The organism is Salinispora tropica CNB-440, assembly GCF_000016425.1.
GTDB classification, from domain to species: Bacteria; Actinomycetota; Actinomycetes; order Mycobacteriales; family Micromonosporaceae; genus Micromonospora; species Micromonospora tropica.
In genome coordinates this window covers 3,563,357-3,588,949 of record NC_009380.1, presented here as the reverse complement: position 1 = coordinate 3,588,949, position 25,593 = coordinate 3,563,357, and the positions used below count along the sequence as shown (strand labels likewise).

The 25,593-nt window shown below is 67.4% G+C and carries 13 protein-coding genes and 2 pseudogenes; 10 read left to right on the top strand and 5 right to left on the bottom strand.

Translation table 11 applies throughout. The annotated features are described in order from the left end of the window. The first annotated feature begins 103 nt into the window (after positions 1-103). Both STROP_RS15660 and STROP_RS15655 read left to right on the top strand, forming a co-directional pair. Positions 104-616, top strand: a complete 513-nt coding sequence (locus STROP_RS15660; RefSeq protein ID WP_026275079.1) for a MarR family winged helix-turn-helix transcriptional regulator — start codon at positions 104-106, stop codon at positions 614-616. 4 nt (positions 617-620) lie between these two features. After that, on the top strand, positions 621-2,336 hold the full coding sequence (locus STROP_RS15655) for a CocE/NonD family hydrolase (RefSeq protein ID WP_012014338.1): 1,716 nt from the start codon (positions 621-623) through the stop codon (positions 2,334-2,336). Positions 2,337-2,781: 445 nt separating this feature from the next. Here STROP_RS15655 and STROP_RS26060 read toward each other — a convergent pair. Next, a pseudogene (locus STROP_RS26060) lies at positions 2,782-3,111 on the bottom strand (trypsin-like serine protease); the annotation flags it as partial. 690 nt (positions 3,112-3,801) lie between these two features. Between STROP_RS26060 and STROP_RS25795 the strand changes: the two are divergent. Further along, entirely contained in the window at positions 3,802-6,408 is a 2,607-nt protein-coding gene (locus STROP_RS25795) for a trypsin-like serine protease (RefSeq protein ID WP_012014336.1), read from the top strand. Between the two features lie 230 nt (positions 6,409-6,638). Here the strand turns inward: STROP_RS25795 and STROP_RS15635 are convergent, their stop codons facing one another. Next, positions 6,639-6,842, bottom strand: a complete 204-nt coding sequence (locus tag STROP_RS15635; RefSeq protein ID WP_012014335.1) for a cold-shock protein — start codon at positions 6,840-6,842, stop codon at positions 6,639-6,641. A 185-nt stretch (positions 6,843-7,027) separates the two neighbouring features. Here STROP_RS15635 and STROP_RS15630 point away from each other — a divergent pair, with 185 nt between their 5' ends. The 5 genes and pseudogenes from STROP_RS15630 (at position 7,028) to STROP_RS15610 (ending at position 13,305) form a co-directional block, all read left to right on the top strand. After that, on the top strand, positions 7,028-7,708 hold the full coding sequence (locus STROP_RS15630) for a class I SAM-dependent methyltransferase (protein ID WP_012014334.1): 681 nt from the start codon (positions 7,028-7,030) through the stop codon (positions 7,706-7,708). 94 nt (positions 7,709-7,802) lie between these two features. Beyond that, positions 7,803-8,485: pseudogene (locus tag STROP_RS15625) on the top strand (DedA family protein). A 91-nt stretch (positions 8,486-8,576) separates the two neighbouring features. Beyond that, positions 8,577-10,184, top strand: coding sequence for an FAD-binding oxidoreductase (locus STROP_RS15620; RefSeq protein ID WP_012014332.1), 1,608 nt, complete (start codon positions 8,577-8,579; stop codon positions 10,182-10,184). Positions 10,185-10,448: 264 nt separating this feature from the next. Further along, on the top strand, positions 10,449-12,653 hold the full coding sequence (locus tag STROP_RS15615; RefSeq protein WP_043535420.1) for a trypsin-like serine protease: 2,205 nt from the start codon (positions 10,449-10,451) through the stop codon (positions 12,651-12,653). A 124-nt stretch (positions 12,654-12,777) separates the two neighbouring features. Beyond that, a complete protein-coding gene (locus STROP_RS15610; protein WP_238380237.1) occupies positions 12,778-13,305 on the top strand; it encodes a hypothetical protein in 528 nt (175 codons plus the stop codon). A gap of 1,239 nt (positions 13,306-14,544) precedes the next feature. On the opposite strand, the gene STROP_RS15605 is transcribed toward STROP_RS15610, so the two are convergent. The 3 genes from STROP_RS15605 to STROP_RS15590 form a co-directional block, all read right to left on the bottom strand. Further along, entirely contained in the window at positions 14,545-18,672 is a 4,128-nt protein-coding gene (locus STROP_RS15605; protein ID WP_012014329.1) for an ALF repeat-containing protein, read from the bottom strand. A 1,297-nt stretch (positions 18,673-19,969) separates the two neighbouring features. After that, positions 19,970-20,623, bottom strand: coding sequence for an MBL fold metallo-hydrolase (locus STROP_RS15595; RefSeq protein ID WP_012014327.1), 654 nt, complete (start codon positions 20,621-20,623; stop codon positions 19,970-19,972). Positions 20,624-20,630: 7 nt separating this feature from the next. Then, positions 20,631-21,347, bottom strand: coding sequence for a maleylpyruvate isomerase family mycothiol-dependent enzyme (locus STROP_RS15590; RefSeq protein WP_012014326.1), 717 nt, complete (start codon positions 21,345-21,347; stop codon positions 20,631-20,633). A gap of 114 nt (positions 21,348-21,461) precedes the next feature. Between STROP_RS15590 and rsgA the strand changes: the two genes are divergently transcribed. After that, positions 21,462-22,256: a GTPase RsgA gene (rsgA, locus tag STROP_RS15585; protein ID WP_026275274.1), complete on the top strand. Its 795-nt coding sequence runs from the start codon at positions 21,462-21,464 to the stop codon at positions 22,254-22,256. Positions 22,257-22,565: 309 nt separating this feature from the next. After that, positions 22,566-25,529, top strand: coding sequence for an excinuclease ABC subunit UvrA (uvrA, locus tag STROP_RS15580; RefSeq protein ID WP_012014324.1), 2,964 nt, complete (start codon positions 22,566-22,568; stop codon positions 25,527-25,529). The last annotated feature ends 64 nt before the right edge of the window (positions 25,530-25,593 follow it).

Here is a 25,593-nt window from a genome sequence, read left to right as displayed (position 1 = left end):
CATGATTGCCAAGTATCTCGATAAACGAGATTATCGGTCTCTCGGTTATGCTGCAACCACAACCCCAGGGCGAGGAGAAAATCGGGACGTGGCAGGTCACGGCATGTACCGGCGACGCGACACCCGGCGCGAGCACCTGATCGCGGAGATCACCAACGAACTCCGGCGGTACGCGGTGGACGCCCAACACGTCGGCCACGCCTTCGCTCACCTGCACGGATTGGGTGCCACCGACCTGCAGGCCCTGATCGCCGTCATGGACGCCGAACTACACGGCGACCCGATCACCCCAGGTCGCCTCGGCGAACACCTCGACCTCTCCTCCGGGTCGGTCACCGCGCTCCTCGACCGGCTGGAACGCGCCGGCCACGTCCGCCGCGACCGCACCTCCACCGACCGACGCAAGGTCCTGGTGCACTACGCCGACCGTGGCGCCGAGGTGGCGAGGGAGTTCTTCCGGCCGCTCGGCCACCGTACCGACGCGGTGATGCTTGGCTTCACCGACGACGAGTTGGAGACCGTCCACCGCTTCGTCACGGCCGTCCGGGCCACGCTCCGTGAACACCGAGACGCGGTCCGGGCCGCCCGCCCCGAGCCGCGCCGCGCGAACGGCTGAGGCCGTGCTCGCGGCGCTGGCAACCCGGGTGGCTGCCGCCGTGTTGCACCTGCCGCCCCGGCGTACCCACCGGGTCAGGCTGACCCGAGACATCCCGGTCCGGGTTCGCGACGGCGTGTCGCTGCGCACCGACCACCACGCCCCGGACCGCACGACCGCGCCCACGGTGCTGATCCGCACCCCGTACGGGCGGGGTGGGCCGATGCGGCTGCTCGGCCGGCTCATCGGCGAGCGGGGCTATCACGTGGTGATCCAGTCCTGCCGGGGCACCGGTGGCTCCGGCGGCCAGTTCGACCCGCTGGTACACGAGCGCGATGACGGCCTCGACACCCTCGACTGGCTCCGCCGACAGCCCTGGTGGAACGGCACGTTCGGCATGTTCGGGGCCAGCTACCAGGGCTTCGTCCAGTGGGCTGTCGCCGCCGACGCCGCGGCTGATCTCCGGGCGATGGTTGCGGTGGTAACCGCCTCCGGCACCCGCGACTCGATGTATCCGGGTGAGTCCTTCGCCCTGGACACCGTGCTCACCTGGGTCGAACTGCTCCAGGCGCAGACCGTCGGGTGGCTCGCCCGGCAGTGGGAACTCCGGCGTGGCCAGCCCCGGCTTGCCGCCGGCCTGTCCCACCTGCCATTGGCCGAGGCGGATCGAGTGGCTACCGGAATGACCGTGCCCTTCTTCCAGGAGTGGTTGCGCCACCACACCCCCGACGCGGCCTACTGGCAGGCCCGGGTCTTCGGCGACCGGCTCGCCGAGGTGCACGCCCCGGTAGCCATGATCGGTGGCTGGCACGACATCTTTCTCCCCGCCCAGCTGCGCGACTTCGCGGCCCTGCGGGACGCCGGTGCCGTGCCCCGGCTCATCGTCGGGCCGTGGACGCACGGCAGCCCGGGGCTCTTCGCCGCGGCGCTCCGTGACGGGCTGGATTGGCTCGACGAACACCTGGGTGGGTACCCGGGGCGAGCTCGTGCCCCGGTCCGCGTGCACGTCGGCGGGTCCGGCGGCGGTTGGCGGGAGCTGCCGGACTGGCCGCCCCCCGCCACGCCAACCCCCTGGTACCTGCACCCGCGCGGCGGGTTGCGCCCCGCGCCGTCTCCGGCCTCGGCCCCGGATGGCTTCTGGTATGACCCGGGTGATCCCACCCCGTCGGTGGGGGGTCCACTGCTGGTGGCCCAGCAGGCCGGCCCGGTCGACAACCGGCACGTCGAGGCCCGCCCCGACGTGCTGACCTGGACCAGCGCCGCGCTTCCGGCAGCGGTGGAGGTCATCGGACCGGTCGAGGCGGAGGTCTTCGTCCGAAGCGAGCTGCCGTACCTCGATGTCTTCGTGCGGCTCTGCGACGTGGACCGTCGGGGCCGCTCCTGGAACATCTGCGACGGGCTGGTCCGGGTCAGCCCACCCGCCTTCGCGGCCAACCCGACGGGCGCAGTCCGCGTCGCGGTGCCGTTGTGGCCAGTGGCCCACCGGTTCGCCGCCGGTCACCGACTGCGGGTGCAGGTCTGCGGTGGGGCTCATCCCCGATACGCGCGCAACCCCGGCACCGGTGAGCCGCTCGGCACCGCCACCGCCCTGCAAGCCGGATGGCGGGAGATCCTGCACGATCCGCAGCACCCGTCGGCGTTGGTCCTGCCCATTGCGCGGGATGTTTCGAGTGAGTCGTACGCCAGGACCTCAGGTGGGCGGCCGACCAGTTCCTGGCAGGGCCGCCCACCGCTGCCCTAGAAAAGCCGGGGGAATGCTGAGGTGGTCCAGCCGCTGCCCACCGCGACGCCTGGTCCAACGAATAGCCGGTTGTCTGCCGACAAGTCGCCGGTGCCGTCCCAGCCCCGCAACGTCCCAGCGGGATTCTGGCCGAATAAGTCAGTTGTGCAGTCACCGCTGTAGTCCCCGAGCTGGACCACTTGGCTCGGCTGGTTGTCGGTTGTGGCCCAGCCCGCTGCGTTGCAGGCGGACGGGGTGTTCTGCTGGATCCAGTCCGCCAGGTCGTCAACCCGGGTACCAGTCGCGCCGTCCTGGGGTGCTGTCTTGGGCAGGCATCCCTTCTGCCAGGACGTGTTGTTGATCGCCACGAGATGCGGGTCGCCGCCGCTATCTCGGAATACCGGACCCCCGCGTCACCCTCACAGATCGTCGCGCCAGCCGTGGCGCCCACGATGCTTATGACTTTGGGGTTGACATCCTGGACGGTGAATGAGGCGGCGTGCAGCCGGTTTGGTACCCACTCTGTGGCGGTCCGGCCATATCCGGAGACGGTGAGTGTCTCGGCGGCAGCCGGCTCAGTGGCAGCGATCGGAATAGCCGGGATTCCGACCATCCGTCGGGAAAGCCGAACGAGGGCAAGGTTACGGTCCGGGTGCGGGATGATCGAGATCGCCGGGGTTTCGTAGCCGGTAGGCTCCGTAAGGTCGGTACGACCGACCACGACGGTCGTTGGTTTGGCTGGTGTCCCGGCGACCACGGGCGCGCTTCCCTCGGCGAAACAGCTCTTTGCTGTCACCACCCAATTCGGCGCTATCAGGGCGCCGCTGCAGGCGTAGCTATCCCCAAAAGTGATTTTGCGGTGAAGCCGTATGCGTCGTCTGGGACCGGGTTACTCTCGGCGACCGCAGCGGCTGAGCCGCCGCCCAACAAACCGGCGACCAGCGTACTTCCGAGTAGCGCTGCGCTCCAACGACGTCGGTGATGTGGTGACAAGAGGTCTCCTACGATAGGTGCGGTGGGGTGTCGAGGGTCAAGACTTCCCGGATGCCACGTTGTCGAAGTTGCGATTCGGCCCGAATTCTGGCGGGTGTTTTGGCGCGCTCGGGGTCAGTTTAGCTTCGATCCGTCAGTGGTCTTGCTCCTGCCCTGACTGGTTCGGCCTAATGAGGCAGGTCGTACACCACTTCCCTGGACGTAGCCCGACGGCTTCTGTGGTGATCCGGACGAGATAGCACTATTTTGAATACGTTTGATCCGTAGCCTTCTGAGGCTTAAGGCCTGGCTTCCGTTTGGTCCGAGGCGGCGACGCCATCCCGTCGCGGCTAGACGTGGCCCTGATTTCGGTGGTTATTGGGTTAATCTGCGCGAATTTTGAGGTAGATCAGGTCCCCGAGGTTGACTCGAGCCTGACAGAACATTAAATACCCTCTGATAAGATCCGATCCGATCTTGTAAATGTGCACTCGTGGATCTCATGGAGGATTTCTTGTCACGACACAGCCTGCGTCGCTGGGGTGGGGCGGCACTTGGAATCACACTGGTGGCCAGTGTGCTGAGCGGTGGCCCGGCTGGCGCCGTCGCCGGGGCCACGCCGGTACCGGACGGCACCTACTCCTTCACCGCTAAAGTGAATTTCGGTCAGGTGCATGCCTGTTCCGGCGCCCTGATAGAACAAAGTTGGGTGGTGACGGCGAAGAGCTGCTTCGCCGAGGGGAACGCGCCGGTTGTCGCCGGACCCCCAACCCGTCCGACCACTGTCGTGGTCGGACGCGCTGACCTCACGGAGGCGGACGGCTACGAGGTTTCGGCGATCTCGGTCATTCCGCACCCGGACCGAAATCTTGCCCTTGTCCAACTCCCCGTGCGGGTGTCCGAGGTCCCGACCGTTCCGATCGCCACCACGCCGGCCGCCCCTGAGACGCTCACGGTCTCGGGATATGGCCGAACCGCGACAGAGTGGGTGCCGGACCAGTTGCACGCCGCCTCATTCACCGTCCACAACGTCAACAATTCACTTATTGAGGTCGTGGGTGCCACAGATGGCGCGACGATCTGCAAGGGCGACGCGGGTGGCCCCGCATTCCGGGAGAACGACGGTAGCCCGCAACTGGTAGCGCTCAACAACACGTCCTGGCAGAAGGGCTGCTTGGGGGAGGACGCCACTCAGGACGGCGCGACCGGAACCCGGGTCGATGACCTGACAGACTGGATGCTGTGGAACACCTGCAACGCGCCGGGTTGGACCAGCACCGACAACTCGCAGCGGGTGGAAAGCGACCAGCAGGTCGGAAGCAGCCGGGGCGCCCAGAGCCTGGCCCTGAGCGACTACGACGCCGACGGGCGCAGTGACCTCGCGCTGTACCGGCCGGACCCGGCGGACGGATCGGCCTGGTGGACCCAGTCCGCGGCCTCCGGCGCCAGCATCTTCGCCGACCATCGCTACGGCGGCTGTAGCGACATCCCCGTGCCGGGTGATTACGATGGTGACGGCACCACTGATCTTGCTTTGTTCCGTCGTGATTGTGTCAGTGGTTCCACCTGGTGGGTTCAGAGTGGTGCTACTGGTGACCAGATCTTCGCTGGGCACCGTTATGGTGGTTGTGAGGATATTCCCGTGCCGGGTGATTACGATGGTGACGGCACCACTGATCTTGCTTTGTTCCGTCGTGATTGTGTCAGTGGTTCCACCTGGTGGGTTCAGAGTGGTGCTACTGGTGACCAGATCTTCGCTGGGCACCGTTATGGTGGTTGTGAGGATATTCCCGCGCCGGGTGATTACGATGGTGACGGCACCACTGATCTTGCTTTGTTCCGTCGTGATTGTGTCAGTGGTTCCACCTGGTGGGTTCAGAGTGGTGCTACTGGTGACCAGATCTTCGCTGGGCACCGTTATGGTGGTTGTGAGGATATTCCCGCGCCGGGTGACTACGATGGTGACGACACCACTGACCTGGCCTTGTTCCGTCGTGACTGCGCCGTAGGATCGACGTGGAGCATTTACAGTCCTCGTACTAACACTCACCTCAAGGATGGGTTCAAGTACGGCGGTTGTAGGGATATTCCCGCGCCCGGCGACTACAATGGCGACAACGCCACCGACCTCATCCTCTACCGTCGCGACTGCACCAGTGGTTCCACCTGGAGTATTTACAGCAGTCATACCAACACCGAACTGCGCTCCGGTCTCCGCTACGGCGGCTGCGCCGACATCCCCGCCGCCAGCAACCCCGCCACCACCGATACACGTCCGCATGGCCCGGTGTACAACCGCGCGCGTGCCGCGGACGGGGCGTGGGCCTCTGGTACGACGCGGGTGGATGCGGATACCGCGATCTCCGGGATAGCGGCGGCGTCACTGCCCGACGGGGGTATGCATCTGTTCACGATCGTGCCGGGTAGCGGGCTGTGGCATCGTGAGGCGTGGCAGAGTGAAGCGACGCGGGTCGACGGTAACGGCGCGATCTCGGCGGTGGCCGCGGCCGGGCTGCCTGACGGCACGCTGCACGTCTTCGTGGTGGCCCCCGGCAGCGGTGTGTGGGAACGAGTCCGCGCTGCCGACGGGACCTGGGCCCCGAACGCCACGCAGGTTGACGCGAACCCGGACATCACCGCCCTCGCCGCAGCCGCAATGCCCGACGGGACCCTGCACCTACAGGTCGTCGTGCCCGGTAGTGGAGCGTGGGACCGCGAACGTGACACTGATGGAAACTGGGCCTCCACCGCCACCCGTTTCGACACCAACGAGTCGATCATCGCGATCGCGTCGGCCGCCCTACCCGACGGCAGCCTGCACATCCTTACCGCCGTATCCGGCAGCGGGGTATGGCACCGAGTCGGCTCGAGCAGCAGCGCCGCCCACATCGACACCAACCCGGCGGTCACCGGAGTCTCAGCGGCTGGACTCCAGGACGGCACCCTGCACCTTGGCGTCACCGTTGACGGCAGCGGTGTCTGGCACCGTAGCCGAGACACCTCCGGAACCTGGCAGAGCGACCCTACCCAGGTAGACCCGAACCGCCGTATCTTCAGCACCTACACCGTCGGCCTGCCCGACAACAGTCTCCACCTCGGAACCAACGCCACCATCTCCTGACCAGGGTCTTGGGTGGGCCCACCGCCGGTGGGCCCACCCAAGATGGAAGCTACCCAAGACCAGCGCCGGCGGGCAGGCAGTCCGGCCTGCGGCGACGTACGGACACACCGATCGCCCTCGGTCCGAGATGACCGGTTGGCGGAAGGGCATCCGATTTCGCGGAGTACGGGCTCTCCGGAGCATCCGGCGGTGACGGCGACCGAACCACCGGCCGCCGTCACCGCCGCGGGTCACATCGGGCGGACGTTATCCGCCTGCGGGCCCTTCTGGCCCTGGGTCACATCGAAGTCAACCTTCTGGCCCTCGCTCAGCTCCCGGTAACCGCTCATCGAGATCGACGAGTAGTGGACGAAGACGTCCGGCCCCCCGCCATCCTGCTCGATGAAGCCGAAGCCCTTTTCTGCGTTGAACCACTTGACGGTGCCGGTTGCCATGCATCTCTCCCTGTTCCAAGCGGGCAACCTCAGCCGGCGGCCGATGATCGCCCGGTACCTTCCTGACAGTAGCCGGCCGCGCGCCGATTCGCTGGACGAAGTGCCGTAGGCAACGAAATGACCAGTCCGGGGCGGACCTGCCGAACACCGCACGGTGGCCTACCAGACTGGGGCATGCTGCCCCGATGGGCGTAGCCACGACCGCGCTGGTCGATCTGGAACGGGAGATCGCTGCGCCCGGTCACGGCCTGGACCGGCTGCGGCTGCTACCCGTGCCGTTCGTGCCCGGTCTGCGCCTGCACCTGGCCGAGGATCCGATCGTCTGGTGGGCGCGGATGGAGGCCCGAGCCGGGCACGCCCTGCCCCCGCCGTACTGGGCGTCGGTGTGGCCGGGCGGTCAGGCCCTCGCCCGGCACCTGCTCGACCACCCCGACCTGGTGACGGGTCGCCGGGTACTCGATCTGGCTGCCGGCTCGGGCGTGGTCGCGGTCGCGGCCGCGCTGGCCGGCGCGGCGCACGTCCTGGCCGCCGACACCGACCCTTACTCGGTCGCCGCCGTCACGGTCAACGCGCGGGCCAACGGCGTGCGGATCGCGGCCACCGACCGGGACCTGCTGGACGGTACACCCGCCGAGTTGGACCTGCTGGTCGCCGGCGATGTTCTGTACGACCGGGCGACGGCGGCACGGATGCTGCCGTTTCTCCGCCGTGCCGCATCCGCCGGCATCGACGTGCTGGTCGGCGAGCCGGGCCGCGGGCACGTGCCGGCCCACGGGCTGGTGGTCGTCGCCGAGCATGAGGTGCCGACCACCGAACCGACCGCCGACTCCCCGGTGCGGCGGGTGCAGGTGCTGCGGCCAGCCTGACCGAAGCCCCCAGCCGCCCCTGAAGGGGAAGTCAGGGGCGGCTGGGGGCTACTCCGGATGTCCAGGGATGCGGCTTGGCCCTAGCGTGTCGGGCATGGATTGGCTGGCCCAGATCGGAGAGCTTCCCACCCTCCTGCTGTTGGGGGCGCTCGGGTTGGTGATGATCTTCGATGCGGTGCCGCTCCTGGGTGTGTTGGTTCCCGGGGACGTGGCGATCCTCGCGGCGGTGGGGGCACGGGGCCCCACCGCTGGTCTCCCCGTGCTCGGCACGGTGGTCGCCGGGTGCCTGGCCGGCTGGTCGCTGAGCTTCCTGGCCGGTCGTCGCTTCGCCGACCGGCTGCGGCGCGGGCGGGTCGGCGACTGGATCGGCGAAGAGCGGTGGGCGGCGGCGGAGCGCCTCCTGCGCCGCAGCGGCGGCCAGATGGTGCTGCTGGCGCCCTTCCTGCCGGTTCTCAACGCGTTGCTGCCGCTGGTCGCGGGTGGATTGCGGATGTCGTACCGGCGGTTCGTGGGCTGTGCGGCGCTCGGCGCAGCGGCGTGGGCCGGGCTCTATCTGGTCATGGGCACGGTAGCCCGGTCGATCACCGGGCTGCTGCCCGGCTCACCCAGCCCAATGGTGGTGACCATGGTGGTCGGTGTGCTGCTCGCCACCGTGGTGTCGGCGGTGACTCGGCGTCGGTGGTCGCCGGAGTCGCTGGACGACGCGCTCCGTACCCCAGCTCGAGCCCTCCACCAACCACCCCGCAGGAGCAGGGTTCCGGGCCCGACCGTGGCTGACGCGTCAGCGGCGCCGGGCAGTGGGATTCCGGTTACGTCGCCAGCCGAGTAGGTTCCAGTACATCGACCTCGGTGACGATGGGGAGACTGGATGCCGGTGAAGCGCCGTTCATGGTGGGGCTGGGGCTACGTCGAGGACGCGGTTACCGGCGAGGAGGCCACGAGGCTGGCCAACCGGGTGCGGACCCTGCTACCCGACGTTGACCTGACCGCACACGAACCGCCGCCGGTGGCCGAGTTGGATCTGCCGCCCTCGCGGGTCACTCCGCCGGCGGTGCTAGCGCACGTGTGTTCGGCCGAGCCGGCCGAACGGGCGGCGCACGCGCACGGAAAGGCCTTCCGGGACGTGGTCCGGAACCTGCACGGCGATGTACGGCACCCACCGGACCTGGTCGCCCGCCCCACCTCCGAACAGGATGTGGTCGACGTGCTCGACTGGTGCTCGCGGTCCGGCCTGGCGGTCGTCCCGTACGGTGGCGGCTCCTCGGTGGTCGGCGGCGTGGAGCCCCGGGTGGACGACGACTATCCCGGAACGGTCAGCCTCGACCTCGGCCGGCTCGACCGGGTGCGGGAGGTCGACCGGACCAGTCGGGCGGCGCGGGTCCAGGCCGGCGTGTTCGGGCCGGCGCTGGAGGAACACCTTCGCCCGCAGCACCTCACCCTGCGGCACTTCCCACAGTCGTTCGAGTTCTCCACAGTCGGCGGTTGGCTGGCGACGCGGGCGAGCGGGCACTACGCGACGGTCCTGACCCATATCGACGACCTGGTGGAGGCACTGCGGGTGGTCACCCCGACCGGCATCAGCCAGTCCCGCCGGTTGCCGGCCTCCGGTGCGGGACCGTCACCGGACCGGCTGTTCCTCGGCTCGGAGGGCGCGCTCGGCGTCATCACCGAGGCGTGGCTTCGGCTGCAGAACCGGCCACGGTGGCGGGCGGACGCGGCGGTGCACTTCGACGAGCACGACGCGGCCGTGGCGGCGACCCGGGCGATCGCCCAGTCCGGGCTGTACCCGAGCAACTGCCGGCTGCTCGACCCGGCGGAGGCGTTGCTGAACGCCGGCGCGGCCACCGGCGGCGGGGTGCTCGTGCTGGGCTTCGAGTCCGCGGACCACCCGGTCCGGCCTGCGCTGGAACGGGCCGTCGAACTGTGTCGTGACTATGGCGGGACGCTGCCCGAGCCGCTCCGGGAGCGCGACGTGTCGGCGTCCCGGGGGAGTAGCGCCACGGATGCCTGGCGGTCGTCGTTCCTGCGGATGCCGTACCAGCGGGATGCCCTTGCGGCTCGGTCGATGATTGTGGAGACCTTCGAGACCGCCTGTACCTGGGACCGCTATCCGGTGATGCGGGCCGCCGTGCTTGACGCGGTTGGCGCGGCGCTGCGGGAGGTCGGCGCGACCGGCGTGGTTACCTGCCGGTTCACCCACGTCTACCCGGACGGGCCGGCTCCCTACTTCGGCGTCTACGCCGCCGGCCGATGGGGTAGCACCCTGGCCCAGTGGGATCAGATCAAGCACGCCGTCTCCGAGGCGCTGCTGGCCTCCGGGGGCACCATCACCCACCACCACGCCGTCGGCCGCGACCACCGGCCCTGGTACGACCAGCAGCGACCGGAGCAGGTGGCGCTGGCGCTGCGCGCCGCGAAAGCCGCCCTCGATCCATCGTGGGTACTCAACCCCGGCGTCCTCCTGGACCGTGGGTAGTTAGGGACGTGGTCAGCAGTCCCGCAGCTGGAAGTCCTGGCACCTGTATCACCCGCCGTCATGGGGTAGAGGGTGCTAATAGGATAGTGGCGGGCGGTGCGAAGCAACTCCCAATTGGTCCTTAGTGCAGGGTGTGCCGGGTGTGGCATGATGGCGCCGTAGATGATGTTGGACTGGGCGACTGCCGCCTAGGTGCCGGGACAGGGGCTTTGCCGGCGGACTTTCTCGCCGGATAGCGCCACGGCTCTTACGTGAGGGGATTTCTTGTTAGTGCATGGTTTTCGTCGTTGGGGTGCGGCCCTGACGGGGGCGGTGCTCGCGGCTGGTCTGTTGGGTGGCGGCGGTGTGGCTCGGGCTGTTGCTGGTTCTGATTCGGTTCCGGATGGGGGGTACGGGTTCACTGCGAAGGTCATGTTCGGTGATGAGCAGGCGTGTACGGGTGCCCTGGTTGATCAGGATTGGGTGCTGACGGCGAAGAACTGTTTCAGTGATGGCACCGGGCCGGTGGTTCGGGGGGTGCCGGGGAAACCCACTCGTGCTTTGATTGGCCGTACTGATCTGACGGGGACGGCGGGTCAGGAGCGTGCGGTGGTGGCGGTGGTTCCGCATTCGGAGCGGAATCTGGCGTTGGCGCGTCTGTCCGCGCCGGTCACCGATATCACTCCGGTGGGTTTTGCTGACACGGCTCCGGCGGCCAGCGAGACGTTGACGGTCGCGGGTTACGGCCGCACCGCTACGGAGTGGGTGCCGGACCGTCTGCACGCCGCCGCTTTCACCGTCCAGGATGTCGCCACGGCCACCGTCGGTGTGGTGGGGGCGTCGGCGGGGGCGACCATCTGCAAGGGTGACGCCGGGGGGCCGGTGTTCCGGGATGTCGAGGGTGCGCCCGCGCTGGTGGCTGTCAGTAACACCTCGTGGCAGAAGGGCTGTCTGGGGGAGACGGAGACCCGGGACGGGGCGACCGCCACCCGGGTTGACGACCTCGCGGCGTGGGTCGGTGAGCAGACCGCTGACGTGCAGATTTTCGGTGTGTTGTCCGACGGTCGGCTGACCTACAGTGTGATCGACTCGGCTACCGGTGATCTGCGGGCGGATCGTCAGTCGGCGGCCAGCCTCGGGTTCAGCCCGAAGGCGATGGCCACCCTGAACGAGGACACCATCCTGATCACCGACACGGACGGCAAGATGTACCGGGTGGACGTCACCGGTACAGATCCGTTGACCTTCACCACCAGCTGGGTCATGAACGGGTGGTCTCCCTATGACCGGCTGGCCTATGACGGGTACGGGTCGCTGTACGGCATCCTCGAGGGCACGGATGAGCTTCGCCGTCGGACGTTGACCACCGAGAAGCCGAGTAGCGTGGAGCACATCGGCCGGGCCACCTCGATGGGCACCGGGTTCAGCCTGACGTCTGTCACGTCGCCGGGCGCCGGGCGGATCCTGGGCAACGCCGACGGCCGTCTGTTGTCGTACACCATCCACGGTAACGGTGCCGAGGCGTGGTCGAGAGACGATCTGGCGAGCACTGGTTGGTCGGGTCCGACGCATCTGCTCTCGCCCGGTGGCGGCCACTACTACGCGCGGAGCTCGACCGGCCGGTTGGACCGCTACCGCGACGCGAATCCCTTCGATGGTAGCGGCAGTGACATCGAGTCTTTCCCGAACGATCCGGTGAGCAGCAGCGGCTGGGACCAGGTGCTGTTGTCGGCGCGGCCGTGGACCGGTCTGGTGTCGGTGTACGGGGTCAACTCCGACGGTCGCCTGTCCTACACCGCGCTGGATCCGGTCACCGGGGCGAAGGTGGCCAGCACCGTGTCGGCGCAGACCCTCGGGTTCACGCCGAAGGCGCTGGCAACCCTGAACTCGGACACCCTGCTGGTCACCACCGACACCGGCAGTCTGTACCGGGTCGACATCACCGGCACCCAGCCGCTGACCTTCACCCGCACCGCCGAGCGTCTCGGTGGCGGCTGGAGTCATGACCTGCTGGTCTACGACGGGTACGGCTCCCTGTTCGGCCGGGCCGGCGGCACGTGGCTGCGGTACACGGTGACCAAGGCCAAACCCGCGGACCCGGCCACCGACCTGATCGACCGTACGGTGATCGTCAGCAGTGGCTTCGACGTACCCACCCTCGCTGCCACCGGTGAGGGACGCCTGCTGGCGACCTACACCGACGGCACACTCATCGCCTACACCGCGGTCGGCGCCAACGACTGGAGCCGGGCAGACCTCGCCACCAACGGCTGGGCCGACGCCACCTCGCTGTTCTCACCCGGCGGCGGCCTCTACTACCGACGCGACGCCAACGGCGTGGTGACCGGCTACCTCGACACCTCCCCCTTCAACGGCAGCGGCACCGACATCACCCCGTACACCCCGACCGGCACCACCAGCAGCGACTGGGACCCCATCCTCTCCGCCCAACCCCACAACTCCTGGCCCGACAACACCCGCCGCTGGTAGCTCTGCGTCACCGCCCATTGCTGGTGCAGGCCGCAATTCGCGGGATGCCGAGATTCACCAGCTGACTAGTTCAAATACCCCTGCCTGCCGTATGGCGGCAGTTGATGAAAGGACGTGGTACGGCATGCGCGTCGTATCGAAAATGTTTGTGGCTGGAACGATCGGTGTAGCTCTGGCGGGCGTGGCGTCGGTGGGCGTCGCTATCGCCGCAACCGAGGATATGCCAACCGAGAGCAACGGCGGCTCAATCGTGGAGGACTTCAGCTACCCGGGAGCAGCTGCCATTCTGGCTGAGCACAACGTGGAACTTATCTCCGGCGACGGTCACATCGTGTTCGCCGACTGCAACACACCTCCAGTGAACGACATCGGTGTGATCGAGGTGTGGACCTCGGAACTTAGCCAGGCGAGAGTTTGCTTCAAAGCCCTCGGGCCGGTCGGTCGGCTGGATCTCCGGATACCTGCGGTCTTCGAGATTTTCGGCGACGGCCAACGGGCCGGGACCGGCCACAATGGTACCGCAACGGTGATTACAGAAAGTGGAGAAGAAACCACGAAGGACCTCATCCCCGACGGTAGTACCCAGTTCGGCCAAGGTAGTGGGCCTGGCAATGAACCCACCACTTTGCTGCAGCTGACCGTCAAGCCCTGACCGCCAGATCCCACTTTTTCTGAGGCGCCGGATCGATAGCCTCGTCCGGCGCCTCAGGCCGTTTGGTCACTCATTGCCAGCGGCCACGCCGATTAGAGCCTTGAGGCTGCTCACCCTTACGGATCTGTTGATCGCCCTGCGCAGCCCGTTTCGGTTTGCTGAGCTGCAGTGCATCGTCAATAGACGAACTCGGACCTGCTTCGTCGTTGCCTGTGGACAGTCAGTGAGTGGGCCGGCGGTCTCGCCAGCGATGCCAGGGGCCCCGGCAAAAGATGCTCGTATAGATGTGTCAAGTGGCCAGTTCGAGTCGATTGCGCCGATGAGCTGGTAGAGTTCGTGGGAGATTTAGCGCTTGAGGCAGCGGATGATCTCGTTCTTGGACATGCCTTCCTTGGTGCGTTGCTGCATGTAGTCACGGGTGCGTGGGCCCCATCGCCGCCGGATGATTACGATGAGGTAGAGCGCGGCGTTGGCCTGCCTGTCTGCCGCAGTTTCGCCGGTGCTGTGTGGTCTTGCCGGAGTTGGCCGGGATCGGGGCGGCCCGCATGCGAACGCAGACTCGGAAGCGAGCAGGTCGTGGTTTTCGCCGGCACTGACGCAACAGCTGCCCGGATCGCTGCGGTCAGTAGGTGCACGTCCATGGCCTGCAGCAGTCGACGGATCATCGCCTTCGACGGGCGTTGCCGGCGGTCATGCCCAAGACGAGTGCTGTTGCTGGCGGCGCGTCGGCGACCTAGCCAGTGCGAGCGCTTGGGGCAGCCCACCAGCGGTCTCGGCAACGGTCAGAGCCGGTTCGCAGGACGCCGATGAGATCAGTGACGATGGCGGTGCGGGCATGACTCGTTCGAACGATCAGCGTGGCGTAGGAACCTTGATGATCTTCCGAACAGGTCATGCCCGTCTCGCTGCCACCAACAACGGTACTTCTACTTCAAGCCTTACAAGCCAGAAAACGTCACGACTTTGCCGGATCCCTGCCGGCGATGCGACTAGTCAGGCAGAGGTGGGTCGCACTCTTCAATTAGGGCCCATGCGTTGAAGAACTTTGGCTGTGGACCGAACAAATTGTCAAGAAAACGTGTCGGTAGAGCGTGGTGGTCGTCGCCGGGAAGCCAGATCGAATCGCACTCCGGACAAAGCAGAAACATGCGACCGTCCTCGCGAACCCGGTACCAGGTTTGCCAGTCCTGTCCGCATGCCGGGCATTCGATCCCTTCAGAGTTTTCCATCCAGGCGATCCTAACTTTTTTTGCACTTTTTTGGATCCATTATCGGGAATGCGGTGACTACTTCGTCGCCGTATTTAACCACGAGGCAGAGATGAGTTTCGCCCGCAGTTCCGATTTGACGGCCCATGGGGATTCCCCACTGGGTGTACTCGCCATGCGTTTCTATGAGCATGGATCCATCGCGCGAAAGCCATGCCTCGTCAATCAAAGGAAATACTTCCTCTGCCGAAATACTGAAGACGGTGTGATTCTTCTTTTTGGGGTTAGTGCTGGGATGCATGTGTGTTAGTACGTGTAGGAACCTGTGTTGCTGCACCGTTCCTGGTGCATAGTGCAGCCCGGCAGGCGTTCGCCACGTATCGCTGCCTATGTAGACGAGGCCGTCCAGTCCAAAGCAGCTGGTGCTGCGCGCTAGGGCGGGCGCAGCACTCAGAGCATAATATGTTCGGGTCTCACCGACCGTCAAGTTGTGCATCACTCGCCGACCAGGGTGGGTGCGGAAGGCAGTGACGTTCGTCATGGGCTGCGCGGTGGTGGCGGGATTGGTTGCTAGGGCGCGGTTGCCAACTGTGATGTCGGAAATGGGATTGCTACTGCCGCCCGAAAATAGAATGGGCGTGGTGGCGGAGGAGCTGCTCCTGGTCAGGCACGACGTGAGCCAGAGCCGACCTCGCGAAATATTGGCCGCCGCCAGGCTCGCCTCAGCCTGTTTGGCAGAGCGGCTGATGGTGTATAGCCCTTTTATCGATTGAAAACCCCTTTCGACAAGTTTTGTGGCTCCGGCGAAGGCTAGAGATTCTAGCGCCAGGGTGCTCAGTTTTAGCAGGGTTTCTGCTAGGTCTTGGTCACCGTTTATGTATTGCTGAACGTTGAATCCGGCCTCACCTATGGCCAATAGAGTTTCAGCTACCGCAGCGCAAACGAGCGTCGCTATACAGCCGATCGCCAGAGTTGCGGCAATCGGGATTAGGAGCGCAGCAACGCCTTCGATAAGTGCGGTGAGGATGGTCAGCGTCTGGTCACGCAGAAAGGTGGGAGACAGTACCGATGCAATGCAGTTTTTGTAGGGATCACTACCCGTGGCATAGACATCGCAATACCCGGCGTTGATGTACGCCCGAGTAGTTAGTTCGGACGGATCGACGATGATGTTTCGCACGCAGGTCTCGGCGGCGTCATTCGATTCGTCGGAAAAGAACGTGTCCCAGTCATCGCCGGCGTTGTTGTACTTAAAAGTGCATATTGAGACCTCGAGACCCACGGCCTCGTGGGCTTCTTTACGAGCCTCCTCTGCCGCCTTGGCGGCTTCTTTAGCGCTCTTTTCGGCGGCGATGGCGGAGTCGTATGCAGCTTGCGCGGAGGCTTGCGCCTCCCTGGCAGATTGGACGGCCCTTTCGTGGGATAGAACCGCCCAGGAAGCAGAGCGGATCGCGCTGCGGGCCGAGCCGACTGCCTGGGTTGCCGCTGTCTTGGCGGTCTGGACCGCGGCTTCGGCCTTGACCACGGACTTACTGGCCTGTTCGGCGTACTGCGCCGCCTGCACGGCATAGCTGGCCGCGGCTTGCGCTGACTGGGCGGCCTGGTTCGCGTAGTCCGCCGCGGATGCTGCGTCGTCGCGGGCTTCGGCCGCGACCGCCTGCGCGTTCATTGCATCCTGTGTCGCGGTCTGAGCGACCTCGTTGATCCGTTCCACGAGGCTGGCAACCACCGCCAGGTGCGCGGCGGCGCTTTGGTCCCGTTCGGCGGCGGCGTAGCGCCCCTCGGTGAGGAACTTGCGTAGCCCGGGCGGCGGTCCAGTGAGGGCAATCTGTGCGGCGGCCCTGACCTCCGGGCCGCTTTCCGGACTGGCCATGATCTGGTTGACCTGGATCCGCTGGCCGATGGCGGCTGCCGAGTACTGTCCGGACGCGATAAACGTGCGCAGTACCTGCCCATCGCCGTTACTGAGGGCCTCCTGTGCCTTCTCCGCTAGGTGGGTATCGCCGGAGTCCTTCGCGGCAGCCATGATCTGGTTGACCTTGAGCCGGTCTTGGACGTAGCGCCCGGGGTAGTCCTGAGTAGCAAGGAACTGAGAAACCTCGGCGTCGCTACCCTCCAATGCGGCGAGGGCCGCGTCCCGTAGTGAGACGTTTTCGCTGATCGCCAGTTCGCCAACCACGAGCCGGTCGTCTTGCCCGGCTGCCGCTGCGATACCAGTCCGAACGAACTCCATAGCCTGGGCATCACTGCCACCGAGCGCTGCCTGCGCGGCTTGCCGCGTCCAGGTACCGGAGGCATGCATGAGGTTCAGCGCCACCCTGCGGGCAGCGGCTACCGCGGCAGCGGTTTCGGTTGCCGGGTCCAGCGCTTCGGCGATCAGCTGATCGGTCTCCGCGTCCCGTTGCTCAGCCTGCAGCGCGTCCCACGTGGCCGCCGCCTGCGCCTCGTCATACAGCGCGGAGGCCTGGTGGGCCGCCTCGACATGCTCGTCTTGAAAGACGGCAAGCCGCTCAGAGTCTGCCTCCCGCGCCGCGTTATACACCTCAATTGCTTGGCTGGCGGTTTCCACCGCTGCCTGTGCTGCCGCAGTCGCCGCGTTGGCGGCCTCGCTAGCGCGTTCGGCCGCAGTCGCCGCGTCACCGGCATGGTTCGCCGCGTCGATCGCGGCGTCCGCCGCATCTTCCGCATGCTGCGCCGCCCGAATCGCCGCGTCCCGCGCAGCGAAGGCCGACTGCGCCGCCACGTTCAGGTACTTCTGGGCCGCATTCGCCGCGCGCTGCGCCCGGTCCGCGTCCGCCCGCGCCTGGTTGGCCGCCGCCACCGCGGCCGAGGCGTTCGCGCCGGCGGCATTGGCATGCTGGACTGCCTCGTCGCTGGCGGCGGCTGCCAGCAGCGCCTGCTCCACCGCCCCGTCAAGGGCGTCCATCGCATCCGAACTCGCCTGGATAGCCTTACCCGCCACGTCGGCGATTTCGGCAATCCCCCGCGCCAGCTTGGCTTGGTCCCTCGCCTCCTGCGCGGTTGCCCGGGCTTCGTCGGCCTTCGACTCATCCGTCGCCGCCCGCGCCGCGGCGTTGTACGCCTTCGTCGCCGCCCGATCCGCCTGCGCGGCCGCCGATGCCGCACGCTGCGCCGCGGCTGCGGCTGCCCGCGCCGCCCGGTTCGCCGACGCCGCAGCCTGCACCGCTACCTTCGCCGCGGAGGCCGCCTTCTGCGCGGCCACCGCGGCCCGCTTCGCCTGCGCCGCTGCCTCAGCCGTGTCCTGTCGCGCTGCTTCGGTCGCCGCGGCGGCCTCCTGTGCCGAACGCCGAGCCGCCTCCGCGGCCTCCTTTGCCCGCGCTGCCTCTTCCTCAGCCCGCTGAGTCTCCTGCTCAGCCAAATCACCCTGTGCCTGTGCCTGCGTCTGCAGGGACGTCAGCGTTTCGGTCTCCTGATCCTGGGCTGCCGCTACCGACCATCCATAGCCCAGGAACATCTCGAACGCCTCGGGTGTGCCGGCATCCAGCGCCTTCTGAGCTGCTGCTTTCACCTGTGGCCCGCCAGCGGCCATCGCTTGGTTGACCCGAATCCGTTGGTCGATCAGCCACCGCGACTGCCAACCTGTATCTAGAAATTCACGCCATACCAGTGGATCCGGCGAGTCCAACGCTTCCTGCGCGGCGGCCTTCACCTGATCCCCACCAGTTGCCATCATCTGGTTGACACGCAACCGGGCGTCGGTGTCTGACGGCTGCCGCCAGCCGGCACTCAGGAAGTCGGACAGCGCATCCGTATCACCATCGTCGGCAGCGGCTAGGGCCTGCTGCGCCGCCGTTCGCAGTGCGGGCCCGGCCTCGGCGATCACCGACACCAGCGCATCACGCTCGTCCAGCCGCTGTGCCTGTTCCCAACCCTCATCGAGGAACGCCTGGATGTCCTCATCCGAACCGATCAAGGCCCGCTCGGCCGCAGTGCGGACCTGAGAACCACCGGCCACCCACGCCTGCACTACCGGCGACCGATCGACATTAGGGGGAGACGTTTCGTCAGCCCGTGCCGGATTGCCTGGCAGTAAGCTGACCAGCAGGGAAAAGATTATTATTCCGAAAAGCAAGCCTCTAGGTGACGTGCTAAGGCGTCGAGGCGATTTATGCGCCAGTGAGCTTTTTAAGCCGATCACGTTTCTCCAAATCGAGTTGCAGCGGGCGCTAAATGAACATTGTTAAAGGTTGATGTGTTCCCCGTTAGGCAGGGGCTTGTCCTTCAGAATTGATTTTGCGTCCTTTGTAGTCCCTTTGGGTGCTCATCCTAGGTCTTCCTCGATTTGGGCGCCAGCCCGTCGCACTAATGGGAAGATTGGGTCATAGTCCCGGCGATCTTCGGGCGTATTCCGTTTTATGCGATATAGCGGTTTGGGGTGATATTTCTGCGATGACCTGCTGAGGTCCTGGAAGAATCGCCTGATTATCCGGCAAAAGTGAACGCAACACCGTTCATCCTGATGCGGTGGCACTGAGTGCGTGGCCGACTGTCAGGGGCGATCGGTAGCTGACGGTGGCATCGTCCCTCGGGTGGGTCGTCGCTGGGCTACCCAAATCCGCGACTCCTGGAATGGGCGGGACAACGACGACGGAGAGCACGAGAACCGCGGCGGCGATGGTGGCGAGTGCAGTGGGACCCGTGATGGTGAAGAGCCACCCGGTGAGGGCGGGGTCGATGGGCGTGAATGCGGTGTTGGCCAGGAGTCGGCCGACATGACGCGGCCGAGCTTGTCCTTCGGCGTTGAGGCCTGCAGCGTACTAAGCCACAGGACAGCGAACCCGCCGAGACCGGCGCCGGCGACAGGGGAGAGCGGCACCATGAGGAGGCCGGAGGCGCCCAACGCCATACCCGCGAGTTGGGGCAGCTGAGCCAATAGGCAGAGCATCGCCGTGTAGCCCGGACGGCCTGGGCCCCGGGTACCGGCGAAAGCGGCCCCGGTCATAAGCCAGCGGCTTCGGCCACCACCAGACCGTACATCCGTTCACTTCCGGTGCCGAGTACCGGCGGCAGCAGCACGTACAGTGGTCCATTCACCAGCGCCAGTTGCACAGTGCCGTGGACCATGGACGATAGCCATGGTCTAGTCCGTACATGGTGCAGTCCTTCGTGGAAGTCTTGCCACACGCTCGTCCGCGGTCGGCCCAGCTGAGGAGGGGCATCGCGAATCACCGGCAACGTGCTGATGCCGATCAAAAAGGTCGCCAGGCCAATGATGAGCGTGATCTACGCCGATGTCGAATACAAACGCCGATACGACCTGAACTCGTAGCATCCTTCACAGCTGGCCCGAGGCCACGAGCATGCCAGCGACTCGGGCAGCAGGATCGTGCTCGGCGCTGCGCCGTTCGGTCGTCGGCAGTCCACCGTGGGGGCTGCCGCAACCCCCGGTGGACGGCGGCCTACCCCAGGACCGTGTCGCCGCCCAGCCGCGTCGGCTACCAGCCCCGGGCTCGCCACCGGGGCAGGGCGGGGCGTTCTCGGCCCAACGTGGAGTCCTTGCCGTGGCCCGGGTAGAACCAGGTGTTGTCGGGTAGTCGGTCGAAGAGGCGTTGCTCAACATCGTCGATGAGCTGGCCGAAGCGCTGCGGATCCTGCTTGGTGTTGCCCACTCCGCCCGGGAAGAGGCTGTCCCCGGTGAACAGGTGCGAGGTGCCGACCCGGTCCTGGTAGAGCAGGGCGATCGAGCCGGGGGTGTGCCCGCGCAGGTGAATCACCTCCAGCGTGCAGTCACCGACCGGGATTCGGTCACCGTCGGCGACGGGCTCCACCGTGATCGGCAGCCCGGGCGCGTCCTCGGCGTGCGCCAGCGGTCGGGCGCCGGTCTTGGCCACCACCTCTTCCAGCGCCAGCCAATGGTCCATGTGCTGGTGGGTGGTCACCACCGTGGCGAGGCCGGCATCGCCGATCAGGTCGAGTAGCCGGGGCGCCTCGTTGGCCGCGTCCACCAGGACCTGTACGCCGGTGGTCCGGCAGCGCAGCAGGTAGGCGTTGTTGTCCATCGGTCCGACCGACACCTTGGTGATGGTGAGCCGGTCGAGTTCGCGGATGGCTGGCGGGCCGCCGGGGGTGACGTCTCCGGTGTAGGTCATGGGTTGGTCAGATCCATCCGGGTGGGTTCGGTAGGGGGCCGTCGGGGGCGACGGTGAGCAGGGTCCCGGGGCTGCGGCCGATCAGCCAGGCGGCGAGGTCGGGCGCGGTGCCGCTCACCGTCGGGGCGGCGGTACGGTCGCCGACCACCAGTTCGTGGCCCATGCCGTCGCAGCGCAGCACCATCGGCGGCGCGTCGGAGCGACCGACCAGGCCGGTGGCGACCTCACGCAGGAGCCGGTGGCCGAACGCCTCCGGCCAGTCGGCGGGCTGGTAGCCGATGGCCAGGTCTACGTGGTGCACCTCGATTTCCCGCAGCCGTCCCCAGACGAGGCTCGCCGCGGGGCACGGCCCGCGCCGGGTGTCGACGGTGGCACCCCACGCCTCGGCGGGCATCGCCGCCACCGCCTCGGCGAACCGATCCGCGGTGCGTCGCAGGTCGTCCCGGTGGGCGGCGGGTGGGCGGGCGGCGCCGGCCTCGATGTCCGCAGTACGGGCGGCCGGGCTCGCGTACATCGGGATGGGGTCCCCGGTACGGGCGGCGGTGAGCAGGTTGACGAATCCGTCGGCGTTCCGGGCGAGGTGGGCCAACACGTGCCCCCGGGTCCAACCGGGAAGCAGGGAGGCGGCGGCGATGCTCGTCTCGTCGAGGTCGGCCGTGGTGCGCAGGAGACGGGCCGTGGCATCGTCTACCTCGCCCGTCAGCCGCAGTGGATCGGAGGTCATTTCTCGACCCTAGCGGTCGGGGCTGTCTGCTCGTCGCTGGGGAAATCGGTTTCGGCGCTCTACGGTGCGCTCTACGGTCGGCGACAACCCGACGCCGGGAGGCCGGAGGAGGTAGTGGAGCCCATGACCATCGACCTGACCGCCCTGGGCTGGGACGCCGACCGGGCACACGACGCACGGCGGCGCGCCGACTGTCGGCCGGGTCGGGTGGCCTGGGTGGAGCGGGGGGTGTGCACCGTCCTCGGTGCTGCCGGCCCGCTCCGCGCCACTCTCGGCGGGGCGCTGCTGGCCACGGCCGCCCGGGATCGGCGGCACCTGCCGTGCGTGGGCGACTGGGTGCTGCTCGCTACCTGGCCCGACCGGCAGGTGACGCTCGAGGCGGTGCTGCCCCGGCGTACCACGTTGATGTGCCGGACCGCCGGCGAGGCCGCCCACGGGCAGGTGCTGGCGGCCAACCTGACCGCCGCGGCGGTGGTCGAGCCGGTACGTCCAGAGCCCGACCTCGGGCGGATCGAGCGCCTGCTCGCGCTCGCCCACGAGTCGGGTGCCCGGCCGCTGGTGGTGCTGACCAAGTCTGACCTGGTGGCCGATTCGGCGGCGGTGGCGCGGCAGGTCGCGGCGGTGGCGCCGGGGGTGCCGGTGCTGCCGGTGAGCGCGAAGCGGGGCGATGGGCTCGATCCGCTGCGCGCGGAGGTGGTGCCGGGCCGGACCCTCGGCTTGCTCGGCCCGCCCGGGGCGGGCCGGTCGAGTCTGGTGAACACGCTGGCCGGCGCGGTGGTGCTGCCGACGCCGACGATCCGGCGGCTGGACGGCAAGGGCCGACACACCACCGCTGGGCGGGCGCTGGTGGCGGTGCCGGGTGGGGGCGCGGTGCTGGAAGCCCCGGGGGTACGGGCGGTGGGCGGCTGACCGGGCTGAGCTGGGGGAATGCGCGGGCGAGGGGAAGTGTCACAGCTCAGGGCTAGGCTTGCCGCGGTGCTCTTCAGCACCTGGTAACCACCATGCCCCTGTGGGCGACACACCGCTCAACGGGTAGAACACCGCTCAACGGGTAGAACACCGCCCAACGGGTAGAACACCGCGCGACGGGTAGAACACAACGCCCGACGGGCACCACAACCGCACAGGCGACCGCTCGGCCGTCATCCGGGTCAGACCTCCCGGGCAGGCCGTCGGGCGGCAGCTGCCATCAATCCGCACCCCGGGAGTACACGCACCGTGGTTGACCGACTCATCATCCGTGGCGCGCGCGAGCACAACTTGCGTGACGTCAGTCTCGACCTGCCGCGGGACGCGCTCATCGTGTTCACCGGGTTGTCCGGTTCCGGCAAGTCGAGCCTGGCCTTCGACACCATCTTCGCGGAAGGGCAGCGGCGCTACGTCGAGTCGTTGTCGTCGTACGCGCGGCAGTTCCTCGGCCAGATGGACAAGCCGGACGTGGACTTCATCGAGGGGCTCAGCCCGGCCGTCTCCATCGACCAGAAGTCGACTTCGCGTAACCCTCGGTCGACCGTGGGCACGATCACTGAGGTCTACGACTACCTGCGCCTGCTCTTCGCCCGGATTGGCCAGCCGCACTGCCCGGTCTGTGGCGAGCGGATCTCCCGGCAGACCCCGCAGCAGATCGTTGACCGGGTCCTCGCCATGGCCGAGGGCACCCGGTTCATGGTTCTCGCGCCGGTCGTCCGTGGCCGTAAGGGCGAATATGTGGACCTCTTCGCCGAGCTTCAGGCGAAGGGCTACGCCCGTGCCCGGGTGGACGGGGTGGTGCACCCGCTGACCGAGCCACCGAAGCTCAAGAAGCAGGAGAAGCACACCATCGAGGTGGTCATCGACCGGCTCACCGTGAAGCCGTCCGCCAAGCAGCGGCTGACGGACTCGGTCGAGGCGGCGCTCGGGCTCTCCAGCGGTCTGGTCCTGCTGGACTTCGTCGACCTGCCTGAGGACGACCCGGATCGGGAGCGCCGCTACTCGGAGCACCTGGCCTGCCCCAACGACCACCAGCTCGCGATCGAGGACCTGGAGCCCCGGGTCTTCTCCTTCAACGCCCCCTACGGCGCGTGTCCGGAGTGCACCGGCCTGGGGACGAAGAAGGAGGTCGACCCGGAGCTGGTGATCCCCGACCCGGAGCGCAGCCTGCGCGAGGGGGCGATCCAGCCCTGGTCCAGCGGGCACAGCCTGGAATACTTCCTGCGCCTGCTGGATGCGCTGGGCGAGGCGGAGCATTTCGATCTCGACACCCCGTGGCGGGCGTTGCCGGCCCGGGCGCAGAAGACGATCCTGCACGGCGCCGACGACCAGGTGCACGTGCGTTACCGCAACAAGTACGGCCGGGAACGCTCGTACTACACCGGCTTCGAGGGCGTGATGCAGTGGATCGAGCGCCGGCACTCGGACACCGAGTCGGAGTGGTCCCGGGAGAAGTACGAGGGCTACATGCGGGATGTTCCCTGTGCCGCCTGCGGCGGTGCCCGGCTCAAGCCGGAGGTGTTGGCGGTCACGGTCGCCGGTCGGAGCATCGCCGAGGTGTGCGGGATGTCCGTCGGGGAGTGCGCCGAACTGCTCGCCGGCGTCGAGTTGACCGACCGGCAGCGGCTGATCGCCGAACGGGTTCTCAAGGAGATCAACGCCCGGCTGCGGTTCCTGCTCGACGTCGGGCTGGACTACCTCTCCCTGGACCGACCGGCCGGCACCCTCTCCGGGGGTGAGGCGCAGCGCATCCGGTTGGCCACCCAGATCGGTTCCGGCCTGGTCGGCGTGCTCTACGTGCTGGACGAGCCGTCGATCGGCCTGCACCAGCGAGACAACCACCGCCTGATCGAGACGCTGTTGCGTCTGCGTGGGCTCGGCAACACGTTGATCGTGGTCGAGCACGACGAGGACACCATCCGTACGGCGGACTGGATCGTCGACATCGGCCCGGGGGCGGGTGAGCACGGCGGCCGGATCGTGCACAGCGGGTCGGTCCCGGCGTTGCTGGAGAACCCAGAGTCGATGACCGGGGCGTACCTCTCCGGCCGGAAGGAGATCCCGACGCCGGGGCAGCGCCGTCCGCAGACGCCGGGACGGGAGCTGACGGTGCAGGGGGCCCGCGAGCACAACCTGCGGAACCTGACCGTGACGTTCCCGCTCGGTCAGCTGATCGCCGTCACCGGGGTCAGCGGCTCCGGCAAGTCGACCCTGGTCAACGACATCCTGTACGCGGTGCTGGCCAACCAGATCAACGGGGCGCGACTCGTGCCGGGCCGGCACACCCGGGTCGCCGGTCTGGAACACGTGGACAAGGTCGTGGGGGTGGACCAGTCGCCGATCGGCCGTACCCCGCGGTCCAACCCGGCCACCTACACCGGCGTCTGGGACCACGTTCGCAAGCTGTTCGCGGAGACGGTCGAAGCCAAGGTCCGGGGGTACGGGCCGGGCCGGTTCTCGTTCAACGTCAAGGGGGGTCGGTGCGAGGCCTGCTCCGGCGACGGCACGCTGAAGATCGAGATGAACTTCCTGCCCGACGTCTACGTTCCGTGTGAGGTCTGCAAGGGCGCTCGGTACAACCGGGAGACCCTGGAGGTGCACTACAAGGGCAAGACCGTCTCGGACGTGCTGGAGATGCCGATCGAGGAGGCGGCGGAGTTCTTCTCCGCCATTCCGGCCATTCACCGGCACCTCAGGACGCTGGTGGACGTGGGGCTCGGCTACGTCCGGCTGGGCCAGCCCGCGCCGACCCTCTCCGGGGGCGAGGCCCAGCGGGTCAAGCTCGCCTCCGAGCTGCAGAAGCGTTCTACCGGGCGGACGGTCTACGTGCTCGACGAGCCGACCACCGGTCTCCACTTCGAGGACATCCGGAAGCTGCTGATGGTGCTGGAGGGGCTGGTCGACAAGGGCAACACGGTGATCACCATCGAGCACAACCTCGATGTGATCAAGACCGCCGACTGGATCATCGACATGGGGCCGGAGGGCGGCCACCGCGGCGGCACGGTCCTCGCCGCCGGTACCCCGGAGGAGGTCGCCGAGGTGCCCGAGAGCCACACCGGCCAGTTTGTGCGCCAGGTGCTCAAGCTCGACGGTGCGGCGAAGGGCGCGGTGCAGGCCACCTCCCGGGCGGCCAAGGCCAACGGTACGAAGGTCCGCGCGGCCGGTGCGAAGACCCGCACGCCCCGGAAGGCGGCTGTCAAGGCCCGGTGACCGACCCACGCCGCCGGTCCCGGGCACTGGAGTGACCGGGACCGGGGATAGGCGCTGGGCGCGA